16 protein-coding genes are annotated in these 20,384 nt (G+C 64.6%); 3 read left to right on the top strand and 13 right to left on the bottom strand.

Annotated features, from left to right (window positions below; all coding sequences use genetic code 11):
- Positions 1-2: 2 nt before the first annotated feature.
- Positions 3-3,986, bottom strand: coding sequence for a phospholipid carrier-dependent glycosyltransferase (locus FE781_RS06500; protein ID WP_138788797.1), 3,984 nt, complete (start codon positions 3,984-3,986; stop codon positions 3-5).
- A gap of 159 nt (positions 3,987-4,145) precedes the next feature.
- Between FE781_RS06500 and FE781_RS06505 the strand changes: the two genes are divergently transcribed.
- Positions 4,146-4,952 carry a histidinol-phosphatase gene (locus FE781_RS06505; protein WP_138788798.1) on the top strand — a complete coding sequence of 269 codons (807 nt, stop codon included), beginning with the start codon at positions 4,146-4,148 and terminating at the stop codon, positions 4,950-4,952.
- A 317-nt stretch (positions 4,953-5,269) separates the two neighbouring features.
- Here FE781_RS06505 and FE781_RS06510 read toward each other — a convergent pair whose 3' ends face one another.
- Complete coding sequence (locus FE781_RS06510) at positions 5,270-5,578, bottom strand: winged helix-turn-helix transcriptional regulator (RefSeq protein ID WP_138788799.1); 309 nt, start codon at positions 5,576-5,578, stop codon at positions 5,270-5,272.
- Between the two features lie 119 nt (positions 5,579-5,697).
- Between FE781_RS06510 and FE781_RS06515 the strand changes: the two genes are divergently transcribed.
- A complete protein-coding gene (locus tag FE781_RS06515; protein WP_138788800.1) occupies positions 5,698-6,093 on the top strand; it encodes a DoxX family protein in 396 nt (131 codons plus the stop codon).
- Between the two features lie 75 nt (positions 6,094-6,168).
- On the opposite strand, the gene cobD is transcribed toward FE781_RS06515, so the two are convergent.
- The 6 genes from cobD to FE781_RS06545 form a co-directional block, all read right to left on the bottom strand.
- Entirely contained in the window at positions 6,169-7,266 is a 1,098-nt protein-coding gene (gene cobD, locus FE781_RS06520; protein WP_138788801.1) for a threonine-phosphate decarboxylase CobD, read from the bottom strand.
- Positions 7,263-8,102, bottom strand: a complete 840-nt coding sequence (gene cobS / locus FE781_RS06525) for an adenosylcobinamide-GDP ribazoletransferase (RefSeq protein ID WP_170209439.1) — start codon at positions 8,100-8,102, stop codon at positions 7,263-7,265. Before cobS ends, cobD begins: the two co-directional genes overlap by 4 nt.
- Positions 8,078-9,079 (bottom strand): adenosylcobinamide-phosphate synthase CbiB, encoded by a 1,002-nt coding sequence (gene cbiB, locus FE781_RS06530; protein ID WP_138788802.1) that lies wholly within the window; start codon positions 9,077-9,079, stop codon positions 8,078-8,080. Before cbiB ends, cobS begins: the two co-directional genes overlap by 25 nt.
- A gap of 102 nt (positions 9,080-9,181) precedes the next feature.
- Complete coding sequence (gene cobU / locus FE781_RS06535; RefSeq protein ID WP_138788803.1) at positions 9,182-9,805, bottom strand: bifunctional adenosylcobinamide kinase/adenosylcobinamide-phosphate guanylyltransferase; 624 nt, start codon at positions 9,803-9,805, stop codon at positions 9,182-9,184.
- A gap of 39 nt (positions 9,806-9,844) precedes the next feature.
- Positions 9,845-10,906, bottom strand: coding sequence for a nicotinate-nucleotide--dimethylbenzimidazole phosphoribosyltransferase (cobT, locus tag FE781_RS06540; protein ID WP_138788804.1), 1,062 nt, complete (start codon positions 10,904-10,906; stop codon positions 9,845-9,847).
- Between the two features lie 308 nt (positions 10,907-11,214).
- Positions 11,215-11,619, bottom strand: a complete 405-nt coding sequence (locus tag FE781_RS06545) for a GNAT family N-acetyltransferase (RefSeq protein WP_138788805.1) — start codon at positions 11,617-11,619, stop codon at positions 11,215-11,217.
- A gap of 114 nt (positions 11,620-11,733) precedes the next feature.
- Between FE781_RS06545 and FE781_RS06550 the strand changes: the two genes are divergently transcribed.
- Complete coding sequence (locus FE781_RS06550; protein ID WP_138788806.1) at positions 11,734-13,116, top strand: aminotransferase-like domain-containing protein; 1,383 nt, start codon at positions 11,734-11,736, stop codon at positions 13,114-13,116.
- A gap of 127 nt (positions 13,117-13,243) precedes the next feature.
- Here the strand turns inward: FE781_RS06550 and FE781_RS06555 are convergent, their stop codons facing one another.
- The 5 genes from FE781_RS06555 to FE781_RS06575 are packed head-to-tail and all read right to left on the bottom strand — an operon-like array spanning position 13,244 to position 20,308.
- Positions 13,244-14,824, bottom strand: a complete 1,581-nt coding sequence (locus FE781_RS06555) for an FAD-dependent oxidoreductase (protein ID WP_138788807.1) — start codon at positions 14,822-14,824, stop codon at positions 13,244-13,246.
- Positions 14,821-16,419, bottom strand: a complete 1,599-nt coding sequence (locus tag FE781_RS06560) for a glycoside hydrolase family 3 protein (protein ID WP_138788808.1) — start codon at positions 16,417-16,419, stop codon at positions 14,821-14,823. The genes FE781_RS06555 and FE781_RS06560 overlap by 4 nt, the downstream gene beginning before the upstream one ends.
- A 42-nt stretch (positions 16,420-16,461) precedes the next feature.
- Entirely contained in the window at positions 16,462-18,318 is a 1,857-nt protein-coding gene (locus FE781_RS06565; protein ID WP_138788809.1) for a glycoside hydrolase family protein, read from the bottom strand.
- A gap of 41 nt (positions 18,319-18,359) precedes the next feature.
- The gene (locus FE781_RS06570; RefSeq protein WP_246068078.1) at positions 18,360-19,367 is read right to left on the bottom strand and encodes a hydroxyacid dehydrogenase; all 1,008 of its coding nucleotides are present in this window, start codon (positions 19,365-19,367) and stop codon (positions 18,360-18,362) included.
- 5 nt (positions 19,368-19,372) lie between these two features.
- Positions 19,373-20,308 carry an AraC family transcriptional regulator gene (locus FE781_RS06575; RefSeq protein WP_138788811.1) on the bottom strand — a complete coding sequence of 312 codons (936 nt, stop codon included), beginning with the start codon at positions 20,306-20,308 and terminating at the stop codon, positions 19,373-19,375.
- Positions 20,309-20,384: the final 76 nt, after the last annotated feature.

Genomic DNA, 20,384 nt, shown 5'->3' on the forward strand with positions numbered 1-20,384 from the left:
ATTCAGTAGAAATACCAACTGTCAAACCAGCGCAGCACATGCGCCACGTACCACTTCGGAACCTCAAGCCCGCTCAGAATCGGGTAGAACAGGACGAACAGCAGCAGCACGCCGGCCAAATACAGCCTCGACGCATACGTCCAGAACAGCGTATCTCGTCCCGCCCCGATCCGGCGGCCCATCCGTCTCTTCCACCACGCGGGCGCGTCCGCGTTCTCCCGCAAATGCTTGATGAATGCCGTCAGGAACAGGCAGAGGAACGGTACCATCGCAAAGAAGTGGTAAATAAACGTAAGTCTCGGCACAAGCATCCACGGCACGTATTGGGACGTAAACGCGGTGAAAGGCACAAGCATCGTCCAGTCGCGGCGCGTCCACATCCGGTAGATGACCCAGAACAACGCGCCCATGCCGCACCACCAGACAAGCGGATTGCCGAACGAAGAAATGCTCGACACCCGGTCGTCGGGCAGACCCTGGCCGTCGTAGAACCAGATCGGCTTGTACATAAACGGCCACTCCCACCAACTGGAGCCGAACGGATGCGTCGTCTCAAGCTGGCTGTGGTAGTTGAACATGCCCTTCTGATTCTCCCACACGTCTTCGAGATCGTATCCCGGAACCTGCAGGATTTGCGCGTAAGAGGCGACATAGATGACGACCGGGATCAGCACGAACGTCAGCACGCACCAGAGCAGCGTTTTGACGACGGAGCCCGGGAATATCCGGACGATGCGCTCGATCCGCTCCCGCAGCGCCGCGTCGGCCGGACAGGAGTCTCCCGTCAGCAGCGCCTTCGCCGTCCTGTACTCCCGCCAGCGAAGGAGCAGCGAGTAGAAGAACAGGAAGGCCAGCCCCGCTCCGCCGTAGATCACGATCCATTTGGAAGCCGCGCCGATGCCGAAGAACAACCCCGATAACCCAAGCGGGACCAGCGTCCGCCGCAAGGGAGACAGATGGAAGTTCGTCTGCATGTACCGAAGCATGAAATAGAACATCAGGATGATAAAAAAGACCCCGTAGACGTCGATCGTCGCGATGCGCGTCTGCGCGAAATGCATAAAGTCGAACGTAAAGAGAAACGCGGCGATAAACGCATACTCCGTTTTCCGGAACAGCGCCTTGCCGAACAGGTACATCAGCGGCACCATCGCGATGCCGAACAGCGTGCCGACGATGCGCCAGCCGAACGGATTCATGCCGAATACGGCGATACCCGCCGATATAAATACTTTGCCCAGCGGCGGATGCGTATTCTCGTACGGCTCGATCTTGTGCAGATGCTCGTAAGCCGTGCGGGCGTGGTAGATCTCGTCGAAATACGTGCCGTGCAAATAGCTCGGTCGCAGGGGAACCGTCCCGGCCTCGTCGATCAGTTGCGAAGCGCCGCCGACGCCGTCTTCCCCCTCCGGCTCCCCTAGCGCGGACACGGCCGGCAGCGGCTTCTCGCCTCCAGGCGCGAACAGCGCCAGCTCATGCAGCGCCGAGCCCGTCTCCGCTACCGTCACGCGCGCGTAACGCGCTTGCTCCGGCTGGATCGTCTGGATCTGCCAGATAAAATCTTTCGTATAGTCGTTGTTGATTTCGTGCGGGGGGCCCCAATTGAACCCGTCCGCCGACAGCTCGACCCGGTATTTGCTTGTGCCGGCGCCCGCGTAGCTGTAGATGCGGTCCACTGTCTGCACGCTTCCGAGATCGATCCGCACGGAAGCTCCCGGCATCGCCGGCTTCCAATACGTCTCCGGGGCCGAGAACGATCCCAGATTGATCAGGGCGATAACAGCGTAGACGAGCGTAAGCCCGCCCATAAGCGCGTAATCCTTGCGCGTCATGCCGGGAGGGGGCGTCTCGGGCCGGAGCCAGTCCGTTCCGACGCTGCCCGCGGCCTTTCCGTTGGCGCGCGGCGCATGCTTCAACGTCTCCGGGCGGGAGCGGACACCTGCGGGCAGCCGCACGCGGCCGCGCAGCAAAATATCCCCGGCGACCCCGATCAACACCGCGAGCAGCCCGACATGAACGGCGGAGACGAGCACCAGAATGCCGTCGTTCGCGCCGACCTGATACGAGCGGTTGAGATTTTCCCCCAGCACGTATCCGGTGTTGAGGAAGTGCGCGACGCTGAAGGCCGCGTACAGCCCCAGGATGCGCCAGTCGCGAAGCCGGATGAAAGCTATCGAAGCAAGGACCAGCGCCGGGAACAAGTAACGCTCGTGCATCTTCGAGGTCAGCACGAACACGCACGCCAGAATCAACACGGCGATCAGCTCGCCTTTGTCCTTCGCCCCGGGCTTGCCCCGCAGCCAAAACCATGCCGCAAGCGCCACGGTCGCGACGATCAGGATCATGCCCCACGCGCCGTATGTAAGCCCCATCCACGGTTGGTCGAGCGGCGCCCAGTTGCCGCCCGTCAGCGCCATCAGGTTAAACGCGTTCAGCGTAGCGTACGGGTAGGACGCCAATGTGGCCGTATAAAGCTGAATCATCCAGTCCCACGGCTTGCCCGGGGAGAACGGCAGCGACAGCAGCGCAAAAACGGCGGCGCCCGCCCCGGCCCCGAGCGCGTACCGCTTCCACAGGCGGAAGTTCTCCGCCAGGGACAGCAGCAGCACCGGGGCGAAGATCAGCGCCTGCGGCTTGATCAGCACCGCAACCGCGTACACGACGAAGGCGGCGACGATGCGGCCGGAACCGAGCGCGTAGACGGCCGCCGCCACAAACAAAGCGAAGACGGAATCGACCTGGCCCCAGACCGCTCCGTTCAGCAGTACGGCGGGGTTGAACGCATAAAGCGCGGCGATCGCCCACGAGGCGGCAGCCCCGACGCGTTCGCGGCCCCAACGGTACAGCAACCAGGCGGTCGCCAGATCCGCCAGCAGCGCCGGCAGCTTCATCAGCAGCAGGAAGCCGTTCGAGCCCGCACCGAGATCGGCCGCCCGGGCGATTTTCCCGATCGCGTAAAGCACGTACAAGTAGCCCGGCGGGTAGTCGGCGAAAAAGTCGCCCCCCAGAAACCGCGCGTCGTCGTAAAAATGCGGGATGCCGACCGTCGCCGCGTGAATCGCCCACGCTTTGAAGGTCGAGATGTCGGCGGGATGGCCTTCCACGCTCAGCGACAGCCATACCCGCATGACAAACGCGCCGACAAGCGTGACGGCAAGCGCCGCCCCCCATCGTCCCGCTCCGGTCCCCGAGGACCTGCCGGACAGGTTCGCCCCGGCGCCCGGCGACACGAACCGGCGGTACAGCCATAAAAACAGAACGACGAACAAAAACGAATAACCCAGCAGCGAGTTGAAGCGAAGCGCCTTCATCGGCTGCGTCTTCGCCTCTCCGCCGCCGTCGTGATGGACGGGGGCCGGAATCAGCGAGACCACCTTCGCGCCGGACGGAGGCTGTTCGACTTTCTCCAGCCGGATATCGTCGAATATAGCTTTTCCCGTATTCAGGCTGCCGTAGCCGCCCAATCGCGCCGCGATCGTCACTTCGCGCTGGTCCTTGCCCGTGCGCCCGTAGAAGGAAAGCGTCCGCCAATCCTCCGTCGTGCCCCGGACATCTTCCGAAGTCTCCAGAATGCCCAGCACGGACAAATTCGCGCCGACCGCCGCTTCGCCGACGCCTTCGGTCTTGACCCGCCCCGTCAGCAGGTACGTGGCGTTCGGCTCGACCGTTACCGTCTGCGTCCATTTGGCGTCGTTCGGCTTGTCGTTGACGATGATGGCGACGGCGTTGCCGTCAGGCTGCGATTCCACCGCAAACTGCGACGCAAGGCCGTCGGTCTGCCAGACGTCCTTGCCCCATCCGGCGGGCACGCCGGCGGTCGACTGCTGAAAATCCCCGTTCGTCAGCAAATTGCCCGCCGTTCCGGATTGGACCTCCGCCGCGGCGGACGGCGACTCGGCAAACGCGGACGGAGCCGCCCCCTGCGTCCATCCGGCAAGAGCGGCGGCGACCGTTGCGATGGTTAACATTTGGTGTATCCGTTTCATATATGGCTGATCACCTATCGAAAAAGGATAGTTGCCGTGCCAAAAGCCGTGTCTGACAAGCTGCCAAATTCAGCATATCCGTCTGTCCCATGAGTGTCAATGCAATCCTTTTTCGGGTACAATAAGAGGCAAAACGCAAATCGCACGACGGAGGACGCAATGAAATTCGATCTGCACACCCATCACGACCGATGCGGACATGCCGAAGGATCGATCCGCGACTATATCGAAGCCGCCATCGAGCAAGGATTGTCCGTTATCGGCATCTCCGACCATTCGCCCTACTTCGCCGACCGGAGCGATCAGCCCTTTCCGAAAATCGCGATGGCGCGAAGCGAATTCCCCCGATATGTCGAGGAAGTGTTAAAGCTGAAACGGGAGTACGCCGGCAAAATCGACGTGCTGCTCGGCGTCGAATCCGACTTTTTCCCGGAACATATCGACGTGTACCGCCGGTTCTACGAGCCGTACCCGTTCGACTACATCATCGGCTCCGTCCATAAATCGAACGGCGTGAGCATCTTCAACAAAAACCGCTGGAAAGGTCTGTCCCCCGAGCGCCAGGTCAAGGAGAAAGAAATCTATTACGACCTGATCGCGCAATCCGCCCGCAGCGGCTTGTTCCAAATCCTCGGCCATATCGACGCCATGAAAGGCTTCTACCCTTCGTTCAGCGACATCCAGACCAAAGCCGTCGAAGACACGCTCCGCATCATCGGCGAATGCGGCCTGGCCATCGAAGTGAACACGTCCGGAAAAACGAAGGACGTCGGCGGATGGTACCCCTCGGACAGCATATTGGAGCTGGCGCTGCATTACGGCGTCGATATCACCTTCGGCTCGGACGCGCACGTCCCCTCGCGCGTCGGCGACGAATGGGAACAAGTGGCGGCTCGCCTGAAGGAGATCGGCTTCAAGGAATGGGTATACTTCAAAGAAAAGCAGCGGATTGCCGTTCCGTTGTAAATGCGCGTTGGCCGGAAGGTTTGGCCGTTCCGTTCCGGTCTGGTCTGGCCCGGCGCCGCTCCCCGCGAACGGCGCCGGGCTTATCTGCGTCGGGGGCCGCAGAGCGGTCGCTGTCACAGGATTCGACGAAGCCGCTTCGGCAAAAGTTGCGGATTGGCCGATATCCGAAGCCGCCGTCGCGGAAAAAAAGACCCATCCTCTCGGGATGGGCCAAATCCGGATATATGAAAAAGGGGGTCTTGGTACATATCTTAACCGGACAACATTATGGGACTGTAACGCGATTATTACAGTTTGATTACAAATAACCGGCACATTCAGTTCCAGCGGTTCGCCCATTGCTGCACCGCATCCATCACCGGGGCCAGCGATCGCCCTTTCTCCGTCAGCTCGTATTCAATCCGGACGGGAGTGTCCGGATACACGTTGCGGACAAGCACGCCCGCCGCTTCCAATTCCTTGAACCGTTCGGCCAGCATGCGCCCGCTGACGTTCGGAATCGTCTCCGCCACATCCTTGAATCGCATCGGACCGTCCATCAGCGCGCGGACGATGAGACCGACCCACCGTTTCCCCAGCAGTTCCATCGCGGCTTCGAACTTCGGACAGAGTTTGTGGATGGCCATATGATCCACCTCCTGCAATTATTTTATCACACTTACTTGACTATTGTAAGTTACATAATATATTATACTAACATTAAGTAAGCCATTAATGAAAAAACATCTGGGGAGGAGACATAAACATGGCTGCTTTGGGTTTGTTGCTGATTCGTTTGGTTGTCGGTTTGACAATGGCGGCGCACGGCGCGCAGAAACTGTTCGGATGGTTCGGCGGCTACGGGCCGAAAGGCACCGGCGGCTTCTTCGAGTCGATCGGCATCCGTCCCGGCGTCGCCATGGCGGTGCTGGCCGGTTTGGCGGAGGCGGCGGGCGGACTGCTGTTCGCGGCAGGCTTCCTTACGGAATTGGGCGCGGCGCTGATCGTGCTGACGATGCTTGTCGCGATCGCCAAAGTGCACAACAAATCGTATTGGGCAACGGCGAACGGCTCGGAATACAATATCGCCCTGATCGCGGCGGCGATCGGCGTCGCGCTCATCGGCGCCGGCGATTACTCCATCGACGCGCTGTGGCGCTGATTCGCGGGCGAAAGTTAAAGGGCACATCGTTCTCTCTCCGAGGACGATGTGCCGTTTGTTTTTGCGCGGGTGCGGTTAACCGTTCAGCGTCTGCTTCAAGGCCGAGACGAGCCGTTCGTTGTCGCTTCTGAGCCGAACCGCGAGGCGGATATGGCCGGAACCGAGCCCGGCGAACCGCGACGCGTCGCGTATCAATATCCCCCGGCGGCCCAACGCCGCTTGCAGCTTCGCGGCCGTCCATCCGGTCCGCGGCGGAATTTCCGCCAGCACGTAATTGGTTACGCCGCCGCCGCAAACCCGCAGGCCCGCTTCCTTCAGCCGTTCCTCCAGCCACGGGCGTTCTTCCCTCAGCCAGCCGCGCGTGTTGGCTTCGTACGCCTCGTCGCCGATCGCCAGCTCCCCGATTCGCTGGGCGAACGCGTTGACGCTCCACGGCGTCTGAAGGGCGCGTATCCGTTCGATCGTCTCCGGGACGGCGACGACGAATCCGAGACGGATGCCCGGAACCGCGTAAAACTTGGTCATCGAACGCAGCACAATCACCTGCGGATCGGACGCGGCCCGGCGCAGCCAACTGAAACGCCGCTCGTCTTCGTGGAAGTCGAGAAACGCCTCGTCCAGCACAAGCGTCTGGCCCGGCGAGAGCCGGGCTCTGACCGCCTCCAGCAGCTCGGGGTCGGGCAGCCGTCCCGTCGGATTGTTCGGGTGGCCGAGCACGATCGCGTCGCTCTCGTCCGCCGCCCGCAGAAACGCATCGCCAGGAGTCAGGGCGAAGCCTTCCTCCGCCGGCATGCGATACTCCCGCAAGCGGCTTCCCGCCTTGACCGCCGCTTGCTCGTATTCGACGAAGCACGGCCGCGCGATCAACGTCGTTGCCGGAGCCAGAACCCGCAGCGCGAGATCGATCAGCTCCGCCGCCCCGTTGCCGATCCAGACGCACGCCTCGTCCACGCCGTATTTGGCGGCGAGCTGCCGCCGCAGCGACCGGCAGGCCGGGTCCGGATAATGCGCCAGCAGGCTTGCCGCTTCCCCCTCGGCGAGCCAGCGGACGACGCCGGGAGGCGGTCCGAACGGATTCATATTGGCGCTGAAGTCGATAAATTCGCCTTCCGGCAAGCCAAACGTCTCGGAGGCGGTCCGCAGGTCGCCGCCGTGTCCGTATACCTCAATCATGCCATCATCCCTCCATGCCGGGCCGCAGCCCATACAAGCAGCAGAAACGTCTCGACTCCCTCGTTCATGGCGCCGTATGTATCCCCCGTTTGACCGCCGAGCCTTCTGCCGATATATGAGGCGGCGGTCCCTCCGGCCAGCAGCGTGGCCAGCGGCAGCGAGGCGAGCCACCCGATCGCGCCGAAGGACGGCGCGTCCGGCCAGCTTCCTGTGCCGGCCAAGATCAGTGCGGTTGCCGCCAGGGCCAGCAGGCCGGCCGCGAGCGAATGTCCGCGCTTGACTTCGCGGAACAAGCTCCCGAGCCCGCCGCTGCCCGAGCCCGCCCGAGCGTAAGGCCAGCAGGCGATGGCGTGAACCATCCACCACCGGCTCCAGACCGGCGCGACGGCAAGCGCCAGCCAGCCCTCCGGCGCTTCCAGCAGCGAGACGATCAGCGAGAACTTGACCAGCAGAAGAAGCATGCCCGCGACCGCTCCCATCGCGCCGACCCGACTGTCCTTCATGATTTCAAGCGCCCGTTCCCGGTCCTGCCTGCTGAGCAGACCGTCGGCCGTGTCCATCCAGCCGTCCAGATGCAGCGCGCCGGTCAGCCCCACCCACGCGGCCAGCAGCAGGGCGGCCGCCGCCGGAACCGGCAGCGCCCGGGGCAGCAGGATCGCAGCGAACGCGAGCAGCAGCCCGATGACGGCTCCGACGACCGGGTAATAAACGACGCTGCGGGTTAATACGGGAGGCGTAAACGGGACCTGCTTGCGGATCGGCAGCACGCTCAGAAATTGAAAAGCGGCGATAAGAGCCTGGGCATGCAAGGTCAAAACGCTGCGAAGCCGAAGCATATCAGCACCCCCAGCAGCCCGTAAGCGACGCTCATCAGCAGTCGGTTGCATTTGCGAATGTCTTCGCGGTTCAGCGGGCGGATCGCCCATCCCAGCCTCGCGCGTTCGCTGTCCTTGCCGAAATACCGGTTGACTCCGCCCAACTGCACGCCGAGCGCTCCCGCCACCGCCGATTCGGGAATGCCGCTGTTCGGGCTCGGATGAAGCCGCGCGAAGCGGACGATCGCGGCGGCGGCCCGGCGGGCGGAATAACCCGGCAGCGCGAGGCTGGCTGCCGTCAGCAGCAGCCCCGTCAAGCGGGCGGGCGCCCAATTGAGCACATCGTCCCACCGGGCCGACGCCCAGCCGAAATAGACGTATTTGTCGCTCCGGTATCCGACCATCGAATCCAGCGTGTTCGACGCGCGGTACAGCATCGCCAGCGGAGCCCCGCCGAGCAGCGCGTAGAAGATCGGCGAGACGACGGCGTCGACCGTATTTTCCGCCACCGTCTCCACCGCCGCGCGGGCGATTTCCGGCTCGTTCAGATGCTCCGTATCCCGCCCGACGATATATCCGACCCACTTGCGCGCTTCCGGCAAGTCGCCCCGGGACAGCGGCTCGTATACTTGCATGGCCGCGTCGCGCAGCCCTTTGATCGCGATGGTGGTGGAGATCAGCCAGACGTGGGCGGCATAGCCGAGCCCAGGATGAATCCGGGCCGCTGCGGCGCAGACGAGCCAAGTCAAGCCCGCGCTGGCGGCGACGACGGCGGCGCACAGCAGGACGCCCCGCAGCCTTTCGCCCGCCCGGCCGTTATGGCGCGCCTCCAGAGGCTTGTCCAGCCGGTCGCCGACCAGCCGCCGCTGCAGCAGCGAGATCAGCCGGCCGATCCAGACGACGGGATGCGGCAGCCTCGGCGGGTCGCCGACGATCAGATCGACGGCCACGGCGGCCGCGACGATCCACGCGATCTCCGTCCAGGAGTACATCCACACCGCGCATCCCTCCTTTTATTTCGATGCGTTCCGCCTGCGATGCGCCGTCCGGACGCGACGCGCCGGATCGCCTTCTATCGCCGCGGCGATTGCGGGCGAGCGTTAGTCAAGCCGCCCTTCCTCGCGGGCCGACCGGGCGGCTTCAGCGGAAAGCCGCTTCAGCTCGACCGGGATGCCGCAGACGGTCAAGTACACTTCGTCGGCAAGCACAGCCGCTCGCTGGTTGAGCCAGCCGGCCCAGTCCCGGAAGCGCCGCCCCAGCGAAGTCTCCGGCACGAGACCGGCTCCGACCTCGTTCGTGACGACGATCAGCGTCCCGCTCCCGCCGCTTCCGTATGCCGCCATAACGGCAAGCAGGGCGTCGCATTCTCGGCGCAAGACGGCATCCCCTTCGGCCTTGCCGAGCTCTTCAACGCGCAGCAATTGGTTGGTCAGCCACAGTGTCAGGCAGTCGAGCAGCACGGGGGTCCCGGCGGCCGCATCCGCGCGAAGCCGGTCGAGCGCCGCGGTCGCCTCGTACGGCTCTTCGACCGTATGCCACTTGACTCCGGCTTCCTCGCGCCGCTGGCGGTGAAGCTCCACCCGCTCGCGCATCTCGTCGTCGAACGGGACCGATGTCGCGACATAAGCGGCGAACCCGCCGCCCTGTGCCGCCGCGCGGACGGCGAGCCGCTCCGCGAAGCCGCTTTTGCCGCTTCGCGCGCCGCCCGTGACCAGTATCAGCATGCCGAATCCCCCTCCGCCGAACGGACTTGCCGTTCCGTTTTATCCTTTGGACACGCCCGCTTGCGCAAAAGTCGCCATCTCGCTCATGATGCGGCAAGCCGCGTCAATCAGATGCATCGCAAGCGCCGCGCCGGTTCCTTCCCCGAGCCGCATCTCCAGCTCCAGCATCGGCGAGAGGCCCAGCGCTTCAAGCGCCGCCGCATGACCGTGCTCCTGCGACCGGTGCGAAGCGATCAGGCAGGACGCCGCCTGCGGGCAGAGCCGTACGGCGGCCAGCGCCGCCACCGTGGAGATGAAGCCGTCGATGACGACGGGACAACGGCGGGACGCCGCGCCGAGCACGACGCCCATAAGTCCGGCGATCTCCAGACCGCCGACCGCCGCAACCACACCCAGCGGGTCCGACGCATCGGGACGGTGCAGATCCAACGCCCGGCGCACCACGTCGCGCTTGCGCGCCAATCCGGCATCGTCGACTCCCGTGCCGCGCCCGACCGCCGCCTCCACACCGATGCCCGTCAGCGCGACCAGCATGGCGGCGCTCGGCGTCGTGTTGCCGATGCCCATCTCCCCCGTCGCAAACAGCCGGACGCCGTCGCCGTACAGCCGGTCGACGACGTCGATTCCGGCTTTTACTGCCTGCAGCGCCTCTTCCCGGGTCATCGCCGCTTCCTTGGCCAGATTGCCCGTGCCCGGGCGAACTTTAGCCGCAACCAGGCGGGGATGGGACAGCTCCGCCGCCACGCCGACATCGACGCAGACGACCTCCGCCCCGGCTTGTCTCGCCAGCACGTTGATGGCCGCTCCTCCGGCGAGGAAATTCATCACCATCTGCGGCGTCACCTCTTGCGGAAACGCGCTCACCCCTTCCGCGCAGACGCCGTGATCGCCCGCCATCACGACGACCGCCCGGCGGCTCAAATCGGGGCGAAGCTCTCCTGTGATGCCGGCCAGACGGCAGGCCAGCGTCTCCAGCTTGCCGAGGCTGCCCGGCGGCTTCGTCAACGTGTCCAGATACGCTGCGGCGCGAGAGACCGCCTGCTCGTCCGGCGGACCGATCCGGGACAGTCTGTCCGATAATTCCTGCTCCAGCTTATTCATGATTTCTTCCTCCTTACCGATCGAGAACCTGTCTCCGCTCGTTTCAACCGCAATAAAAAACCTTCGTCTCCTCCCGGAAACGAAGGTCAGCTTCAACAATCGGCCTGCGGCTGGCGTCCCCGCCTCCGGCATGATCGGGGGCCGCGGGCTTTCCACGCACGGCCGTCCGCTGATGTCGCCCGATCTTATTTCGCGAAAGAACAACTGATGTTATTATACGGCAATCCGGCAGGAACGCAAGCCGTAACATGCCGCATCGGGACCGGCCGGAACCGGGATTTCTCCCCTGCCGCCGCGCCGGCGCGGGCTTACCCGGACCGGCGCCGCTCCATCAGCTCACGGCGGGTGAAGCCGAACTGCTCGTACAACCCGTGCGCGTCCCTTGTGCCCAGCGTCAAATATACGCCCTGCAGCTCGGGATGGTCCAGCATGGCCGCGAGCAGCCGCTTGCCGATCCCGCGGCCCCGGTGCTCCGGATCGACGATCACGTCGCATACCCAGCCGAACGTCGCTTTATCGGTCACGACCCGCAGGAAACCGACCTGCCGCCCGTCCGGCGCGTAAGCGCCGAAGCAGAGCGAGTTGCGGATGCTGGCGACAATCCGCTCGCGCGGGCGGCTGGCGGCCCAATACGAACCGGCAAGCAGCCGGCAGATCGCTTCCAGGTCAAGCTCGTCCTTGTTGTCCGAAATGCGGTATTCGACCGTTTCCATTGAGATTCCCCTTTCTTTTTTATATTCTGATGCTAACGCATGTACGCCGTACGGGTGTAGACGGAAAAAACCGTCCCTGTACGGGTACAGTTCGCTTGGAGAAAGGGGAGGCTTATGACTGCACGCGCGACCGGACCCGCAACGAAATACGCCCGCCTCGCCGGGCATTTGCGGTCGGAGCTGGCGGCCGGGGCCTATCGCCCGGGACAAGCGCTGCCGTCGATCCGCCAGTTGGCCGCCGAGTGGGGCTGCAGCCGGAACACGGCGATTCGCGCCTTGGCCGAGCTGGAACGGGAGCATCTCGTCTACGCGAAGCCCAAGAGCGGCTATTACGCCATGCCGCAGCCGGCCGGCGGCCGGGAGTCCTCGGAAAGCCGCATCGATCTGGCGTCGGCGGCTCCCGACGAACGGTATATGCCTTATCGCGATTTTCAGCATTGCCTGAACCAGGCGATCGACCGTTACCGCCACGAGCTGTTCGACTATACCGATCCCCAAGGCTTGCTGCCGCTTCGCCAGGCGTTGGCCGAATCGCTGCGGGACCGCCAATTGTTCGTATCCCCCGACCGGATCTTTATCGTGTCCGGGTCGCAGCAGGCGCTGCATCTGCTGGCGGGATTAACCGCCGCCGGGGCGATGGGGCCGGACGGGCTGCTGGCCGAGCAGCCGACTTATTCCGGCATGCTTCGCGCGGCGGCGGCGTGGAGGCTGCGGGCGCAGGGCGTCCGCCGGACGTTCGCGGGCATCGACGAAGCCGAGCTGGAGCGCCATATGCGCAGCGGTCGATTCGGCGCCTTTTATACGACGCCCCGTCTATCCAATCCGCTGGGGGCTTCCTATACGAAGCGGCAGAAGCTGACTCTGCTGCGGCTGGCCCGGAAATACGGCGTGTATGTGATCGAGGACGATTACTTGGCGGATCTGGAGACCGACTCCAAGAGCGATCCCCTGTTCGGCATGGACGACGCCGATCGGACGATCTACATCTCCAGCTTCTCCAAATCGATGCTGCCGGGCCTGCGGCTCGCCGCGGTCGTCGTTCCGCCCGCGCTTGCCGAAGCGTTCCGCAAGGCGAAGTATGCGGCCGACCAGAGCACGCCGGTGCTCTCGCAAGGGGCGCTCGAAATCTATCTGCGCAGCGGGATGCACGCCCACCACACCGCGCGGATGCGGCGGATGTACGCCGAACGGATGGCCGTCCTGCGCGAAGCTTGCGCCGCGGAGCTGCCGGATGCCGCGGCGATCGACGTGCCGGACGCCGGGCTGTTCGCCGGCCTCCGGCTGCCGGTCGGCATGGATGCGCGGCTTGCGGCGGAGCGGCTTCGCCGGGACGGCGTGGACACCCTTCCGGTCATCGAGCATTTTCTGCCCGACTTTCCTTCTGAGCCCCTGCTTCGTCTCAGCGTCATCCGCGCGGACGAGCCGCAGATCCGGCTGGCCCTGGCGCGAATCGGAGCGGCTCTTAGAGGCCGGCGGCCCGGGAGGGCCCAGCCGTGAACCGGGCATGCGCTTCCTCCGCCGCGTGAAGCACGCTCCAACACGAAAGAAGCCTTCAGTCCCCCGGCCGGTCCCGGCGGACTGAAGGCTTTCGAATTATAGGCTCCCGGGCGGCAAGCCGCCCCGCTTACACCGCATGCAGCCGAGGCCACTTCAGCTCGATGCCCGCTTGCACGAGCCGGTCCTGGAATGACCGCAGCAGCTCCGCGTTCTCCCTCACTTCATGCGGCGTGCACCCGTTGTCGAGACAGAACGCGGCGAGATGTCCCGCCGCCTCGCCGATATTCCATTCGACGGGATGCAGCCGGTAGCAGCCGTTCGTAATATGCGTCGTGCCGATGTTTTTGCAGGCCGGCAGCAAATTGCGCACGCGGATCGGCAGCAGCGCCCCGAGCGGAATCTCGAACGGGCAGCTCGACACGTCGATATACGTGCGCAGCGCCGTGCTCGGATGCAGGTCGATCCGGTAGCAGCCGATCCCCACGGAGTCGAAATAAGACTCGGCCCGCCCGTCCGGACGGCACTCGGGATTCAGATGCTGCTCGACGACGGTGAACACCGCCTTGATGCGGCGCGATTCGCGGATATAGACGCTCTTCGCGAGCCCGTCTTCCGTGCCGACGACGTCGCCCCGCAGGCGCAGGCCGGGATACCCTCGGCCTCCGTCCGGACGCGGCGCTTCCGTCTGCATCCAGTACAGCAGCGACAGGCTGAGCTGTCTCGCGTTCTCCAGATGCTTCGCCCGCTCCTCCGGCGAGACGTCGATGATCGGTCCCAGCCAGTAATCGTTGGCCGGCCAGTTCACCACGGTGATGTCGCTCTTGAACAGCGAGTCCGCGAACAGCTCGCGGTCGATCAGGCGGCGGTATTTCCACAGCGAGAACGATTTGCCGTCCGGGAACAGGCTGTAGCGGACCGGCTCCAGCGTATGCGGCACGAGTCCGGCCCAGCTTAGCTGCTTGTCGGGCCAGAAGTCGGCCTGGTACTCTCTCCAGAAGTCGTACTGCTCCGGACGCTCGATCGTATGGTCCTCGCCCTCGATATGGTCGATCGCGAAGCACCACGTAATCGCCTGCATCTCGTACGGATTCGCCTCTCCCTCCAGGGCGTGAGGCTCGCCCGTATCGCTCTTCGACTCCGCTCCGGTCACATACTCGACGCCGGCCAGCGGCAGCAGATCGCCCTCCTCCGTCGCATCGAGGAAATACGGGGCGGTCAGCACCGTCTCTTCGCCGTTCACCACGTGCCGGACCGTTACGGACACGACCGTGTCGCCCGCCGTTTCCGCGCTTACGGCGCGGGTATGCAGCAGCACCTTCACCCGGCCCGAATGCACGTACGGTGCAAGCATCTCCGTCAATACGGCCAGGGCCGTTCTCGGCTCGTGACTGATCCGGCTGACGATCGCGTTGCCCGGGTTGAAGTCGCTGCCGGTCGGCGCCGACTCGGACAAGCGGAAGTTGCGCCGGTAATAATCGCGGACGCCGTCGCGGAAGCGGCGGTACGTCCGGGTGCAGCCGAACTGCTCGATCCACGGATGCTCGTCCGGCGGCACGGCTTGGCTGGTCAACTGTCCGCCGATCCAGTCGGTCTCTTCGGTCATGATGACGGTACGGCCGTCCTGGGCGGCGGCAAGCGCGGCGGCAAACCCGCCTGTGCCGCCCCCGATAATGACGACGTCCGCCTGCAAGTTTTTCCTGTTCGTCATTCGTTCTCTCTCCCTCCGCGAGCGGCCAGCCATTCCGCGGCCGCCCTCTGCAAAGCCGGCGCATGATCGGACATCAGCAGCGCCGGCAAATCCGGCGCATGCTCCGCGTCGTACGGCGACCCGAAGTGAACCCACACGATCTTCCCGCGTCTCGCCGAAGCGAAATTCCGCAGGGCGGCAAGCGGCTCCGGCGGCATCGGCTTGTTGTGCGCCAGCGCGATGACGTACGCCTCGTCGTCCGCTCCGGCCGCCGCATCCAATTCGGCCAGAGCGCCCTCCAGATCGGCAAACCCGTCCAGCAGCCGTTCCTCCGCCGGCCACCCCGCTTCCGCGAGCGACGCGGCGAACAACTCCAGCTTCCGGTCTCTTACCAGCGTCAGCTTCCGCTTCCCCGCGCTCCCGGGAACGCCCGCCGCCGTCTCCAAGCCGTTAACCGGCAAAGCGGCCTTGCGCGCCAGCTCAAGCGAGATCGCCTCGTGCTCCGGCCGGTTCAGCGCGCCGCCGTCGAAAGGCAATACGGCGAACCGGTCCGGCGTTAAGCCGTAACGCGCTTTGAGCGCGAGCACTCTCGCCAGCGATTGTTCGATGCGGGCTTCCTCCAGTTCCCCGTCGCGCACCGCCCGGCGCACCCGCTCAACCATCTCGCGCCCTTCTTCGGCCGTACGCGCGAAGGCCAGCAGTTGATCGGCCCCGGCCTTCAGCGCCAGGACGCAAGCCTCGGCCTGCGAGAAACGCGAAGTGACGCCCTTCATCGACAAGCCGTCCGTGACGATCAGCCCGCCGAAGCCGAGTTCCCCGCGAAGCAAACCCGTGATCATCGCGTGCGACAGCGACGCCGGCAAGCCGCTCGGGTCGAGCGACGGCACGGCGATATGGCCGACCATCACCGCATCGACGCCGGCCGCGATCGCGTCGCGGAACGGAGCCAGCTCGAAGCGGTCGAGCCGGTCGCGGTCGAACGCCAGCACGGGCAAGTCGTGGTGCGAATCGACATGCGTGTCGCCGTGTCCGGGGAAATGCTTGGCCGTCGCGATCATGCCGTGGTCCTGATAACCGCGGATTACGGCCGCTCCCAGACGGCCCACCAGCGCCGGCTCCTCTCCGAATGAATGTGTGCCGATCACCGGGTTCAGCGGATTGTTGTTGACGTCCACGACCGGGCTGTAATTGAAGTTGACGCCCATCGCCAGCGATTCGAGAGCGGTGACGCGACCCGACTCGTAGGCGAGCTTCTCGTCGCCCGCTTGCCCGATCGCCCTGTTTTTCGGAAAATGCACCGCGCCCCCGCGGCTCAACTTGCAGCCCGCGCCCGCCACGAAGTCGGCGGAGATAAACAGGGGAACTCCCGAACCGCGCGACAGCGCCGCCTCCTGCATGCGGCTCGTCAGCCGGTGCACCTGCTCCGGTTCGCACAGGCTGTCCATATCCAGAAACATGCCCCCGACCTTCCATTCGGCAATCGCCGTTTCGGCGAATTCCGAATACGACGGGTCCAGATTGTAAAAAGTGAACAACTGCCCGATTTTCTCGTCCAGCGTCATCATCTGCCCGATCCGCTCCGCGGCCGCGCCATACTTCTCGTGTCTATCGTTCAAGCCTTTCTCCTCCTTGAGTCCGTCGCCTGGCGAACCCGTCCGTTATTCGAAGATCGAATCGCCCGTCAGGCCGAGCAGCAGTCCGAACGGAATCAGCGCGTTCGTCCAGCCGCTCTCCATGCAGTATGGCCCCCAGCCCGTGTCGCCGTTGTTGCCGAAATATTCGTCCAGCGGCAGCGAGAACGCGCGCATCCAGCCGCCGTCGTAACGCGGATCGTCGCTGGCGATCTGAATGCGGCACAGGAACGAAGCCAGCTCCCGGTACCATTGCTCGTACCGGCGTTCGCCGGTATGCTTCCAAGCTTCCCAGACGTTCATCAGCAGGAAGTTGTTCGTGTAGAGCTGGTCGGCGATGCCTTCGCCGTTGCGGATGAACACGCCCGCGTCCTCCAGGCCGAACCGTTCGGGATCGGGATTGTCCGCTTCCTCGACCGCGCCCGACGCATGCTGATGGGCGAGCAAATAATCGGCGGTCTCCTCCAGACCGCGGCGGATGCGTCCGCTCGGATCGTGCTTCGCCAGATAAGGGAGCGGCAGCAGCAGCCGGGACAAACCGGAGGTGCGGCTGTACATGAACTGCAGGCGCTCCGGATGATCCAGCAGCGTCAGGGTGCCGCGAATGGCCGTATCCAGGTACACCTGCCGTCCCGTGACGAGATACGCCTGAATAAACGCGGCATGGGCGATGCTCTCGAAATGCGGATTCCAACTGACGTCCAGTTCCGATGCCGCACGGGCGCGGCCGGTCTCCCTCAGGCCCGCTTCCAGCACTTTGCTCCTGAGACCGTTCGGGTGCTGCGTCTCCAGAAGTGCTTCCGCGACGAGCAAGCCGCGTCTGCGGTATTCCTCGCGGCCGGTCCGTCGGTACAGGTACAGCAGCGCCAGGCAGACCCACGAGTTGTCGTCGGTGAACATCTGGTCCGGCTTCTCCTCAGGGAACTGGTACCATTTGAACAAGCCGTACGAAGCCGAATAGGGGTCCATGTCCTGGTAGCCGCCGTCGAACAACGACTGCAGCAGCCCGTGCGAGATCTCCTCATAAGAAGCGTCCCCGCTCCACTTGCCGAGCAAATAATACATCAGGGCCGCATGCGCATGGCAGTCCGGCCGCAAATCCGGCGACAGCCGGCCCGTCACGGAATGGATGTTCTCGAAGACGCCTTGGCTGCCGTCGCTTCTCGGCAGCATGCCCGAGCGCACGAACCACGACGCCGCGCGGCGAACCGCCTGCTCCGGGGAATCTCCGCCGGACGGGGCCATCGCCGCGGGCCATACGCGGAACGGAATGCCCGTCCGCGATGAGAGAGCGTCGATCAGCGCCGCCCATCGTCCGTAGGGCCTCAGCGGCGCGGCATCCGCTCCTCCGAACAGCGGGAAGGCGGCGTATACGGCCAATCCTTCACCCAACTCCCGCACCGTTAGCGCGGGATGCGTCCGCACCGTCGTTTGTCCCGGCGGCGAGGCGTACGTCTCCTGGAAAGCGCCGAACTCCAGCCAAACCTCCGAATTCACGGCGAAGCCGTACGCCATCGCCCCTTCCCACTCCAGCAGGCTGCCCGCGCGCAGTCCGGATTCCGCCGCTTCGGTCGCGCGGAGCTTCTCCAGCGTGCGGCGGCTTTTCGGGAAATCCTGCTTCCATCCGAACAGGCGGGAAGACGGGAAGTCAAACGCGGCGATCAGTTCCGCGTACAGCTTGCCGCCGCCCCGCACGTAGCGCCAGAGCGCTTCCGACTGCTCCCGGGACAGCGCGGTCTCGCGGTCCAGCGAATCGTCTCCGATCAGCAGCACCGCCTCGTAGCGGGCAAGCTCCGTTTCCTCCAACTGCTGGAACGTTATCGTGTCGGCTCCCTCGACAGGCAGCCGGTCAAGCGGCTTCTGCGCCGCAATCGCGATCTTCATGATCCATCCCACTCTCCTCTATCCTCGTGAAGCCTCCGCCTTCAGGCCAGCCAATCGAGACGCTCGAGCGGCACGGCCGCCGCCAGCGGCACCCCGTCCCGGACCCGCAGCCATTCGTCCGCCATGAATTCGCCGATCTCCAGCAGCCCGTTGTTCACCGCTCCGGCGATATGCCCCGTAAGCACGACGTTCGGCAGCTCCCGCAGCGGGTGTCCGTCGCCCGGCGGCTCCTGCTCGAGCACATCGAGCACGGCGTGGATGCGTCCGGCGCGCAGATGCTCCGCAAGCGCCTGCTCGTCGATCAGCGAGCCTCTCGCCAGGTTGATGAGCGTCGCGCCATCCCGCATCAGGCCGATGCGGGCGCCGTCCAGCATACGGTACGTCGACGGCAGCTCCGGCGCCAGCACGACCACGACATCGGAACGCCGCAGCAATTCCTCGAGCGGCACCAGCTCGGCGCCCAGCTCCCTAGCCTGCTCCGGCGTGTACGTCGGATCGGCCAGCAGCGCGGTGACGGAGAACGACCGCAGCAGCTTCAGGAAATGCCGTCCCGCATTGCCGCCTCCGATGCAGCCGATCGTCGAGCCGTACATCTCGCGGATCGAGTTGCGCAGCGGATCGCTCCGGAACGCCCACCAGCCTTCCCTGCGCGCCGCCTCCGACACCAACGCGATCTTCTTGAGCGACATCATCGTCGTGCAAAGCGCGAACTCGCCGACGCCCCGTCCGAGAATCGCCGCTCCGGACGTCACCGGGATGCCGCGGCTTCGCAGCTCGGGCGTCGCGATCGGCTTGACGGAGCCCGCCGCGTGAAGCACGGCGCGCAGCCGGGGCGCCCGGTCGAGCAGCTCCGCCGTAAGCGGCGGGCATCCCCAGGAGGTAATCAGCACCTCCGCCCCTTCGATCAGCCGGAGCGCCTCTTCCGGCGTCGGATTGGCGTCGGACGGGTTGATGCGCAGCTCCGCGCCCGATGCCTTCAGCCGCTCCAACTGCGCGGGGGAAAACACCCTGTCGGTCACTCTTCGGCCTTGCAGCATGACGGTCAACATGAAATTCAAATCCACCCTTCTCTTGCTTGCGGCTCTTCCCACCGATGTTCGGAGGGCGGACCGTACAATTCTTGATATTCGCTCGGCGTCAATCCCGTAACTTTCTTGAACGCCTTGCTGAATGAATGTATCGACTGGTAATGCAGCATCTCCGCGATTTGCGTGACGCTTGTCCGGCCGGTTTGCAGCAGCTTCATCGCCCGAAGCGCACGCCGCCCGGTCCAGTAGGATTGGAGCGACTCGCCCATCTCCAGCCGGAATACGTGGGACAGGTGGGAATAGCTGTATCCGATCGCCGCCGCCAGCTCGCCGAGCTCCCGGATTCGTTCGAGATTCTCGTCCAGATAACGGATCGTCTCGTACACGAGCTCCGACTTGCCCGCCTTCCGCGCGTCGGACGTGCCCCCGTTCGCCGCGCCGGACCGGGTCCTGTCCCGCAGCAAGCGGACGCCCAACTGCAGCATGTAGCTCTCGGCCATCGTCCTGGCATGGACGTCGGGCGCTTCCAATTCCCGTACCAGTCCGAGCAGCAGATCCTCCAGCCGCCCGTCGTCGGCCGCCGGTTCCGCCGAAGCTTCCCCCCGCGCGGCCAGCAGCCTGCCGTATGGTCCGTCCGGCATCGCAGGCCGGAACCGAACCGAGAGGATTCGCGCCGATGCGGCTGCAGCGCTTACAAGCTTCCAGCGGTCGCCCGGCTGCATCAGCGCGTATTGTCTGGCCGCGAACGGAAGCTGCCGTTCGCCGACCGACAGCGTCGTCTCTCCCGACAACGCATACAGAAGCGTCAGAGCGCCTTCCGTGCGGTCGATCCAGACGTTCCGCCCTTTGCGAATGCAACAATCCCGAACCTGCTCCAGCGTAAACGCGCCGAGCGTCATGGCGCGATCCAGATACCAACGGTCGAATGCCAACGGTTTTGGCGCTTCGGCTGATGCCCGCATCGAACTCCCCCCTCCCCTATTGTCGCTCCGGGGCGGGGGAGGGCGGTATCGTCCGATCTTACGATAATGGGGAATA

The sequence above is a fragment of the Paenibacillus thermoaerophilus genome, from assembly GCF_005938195.1.
Classification (GTDB): domain Bacteria; phylum Bacillota; class Bacilli; order Paenibacillales; family Reconciliibacillaceae; genus Paenibacillus_W; species Paenibacillus_W thermoaerophilus.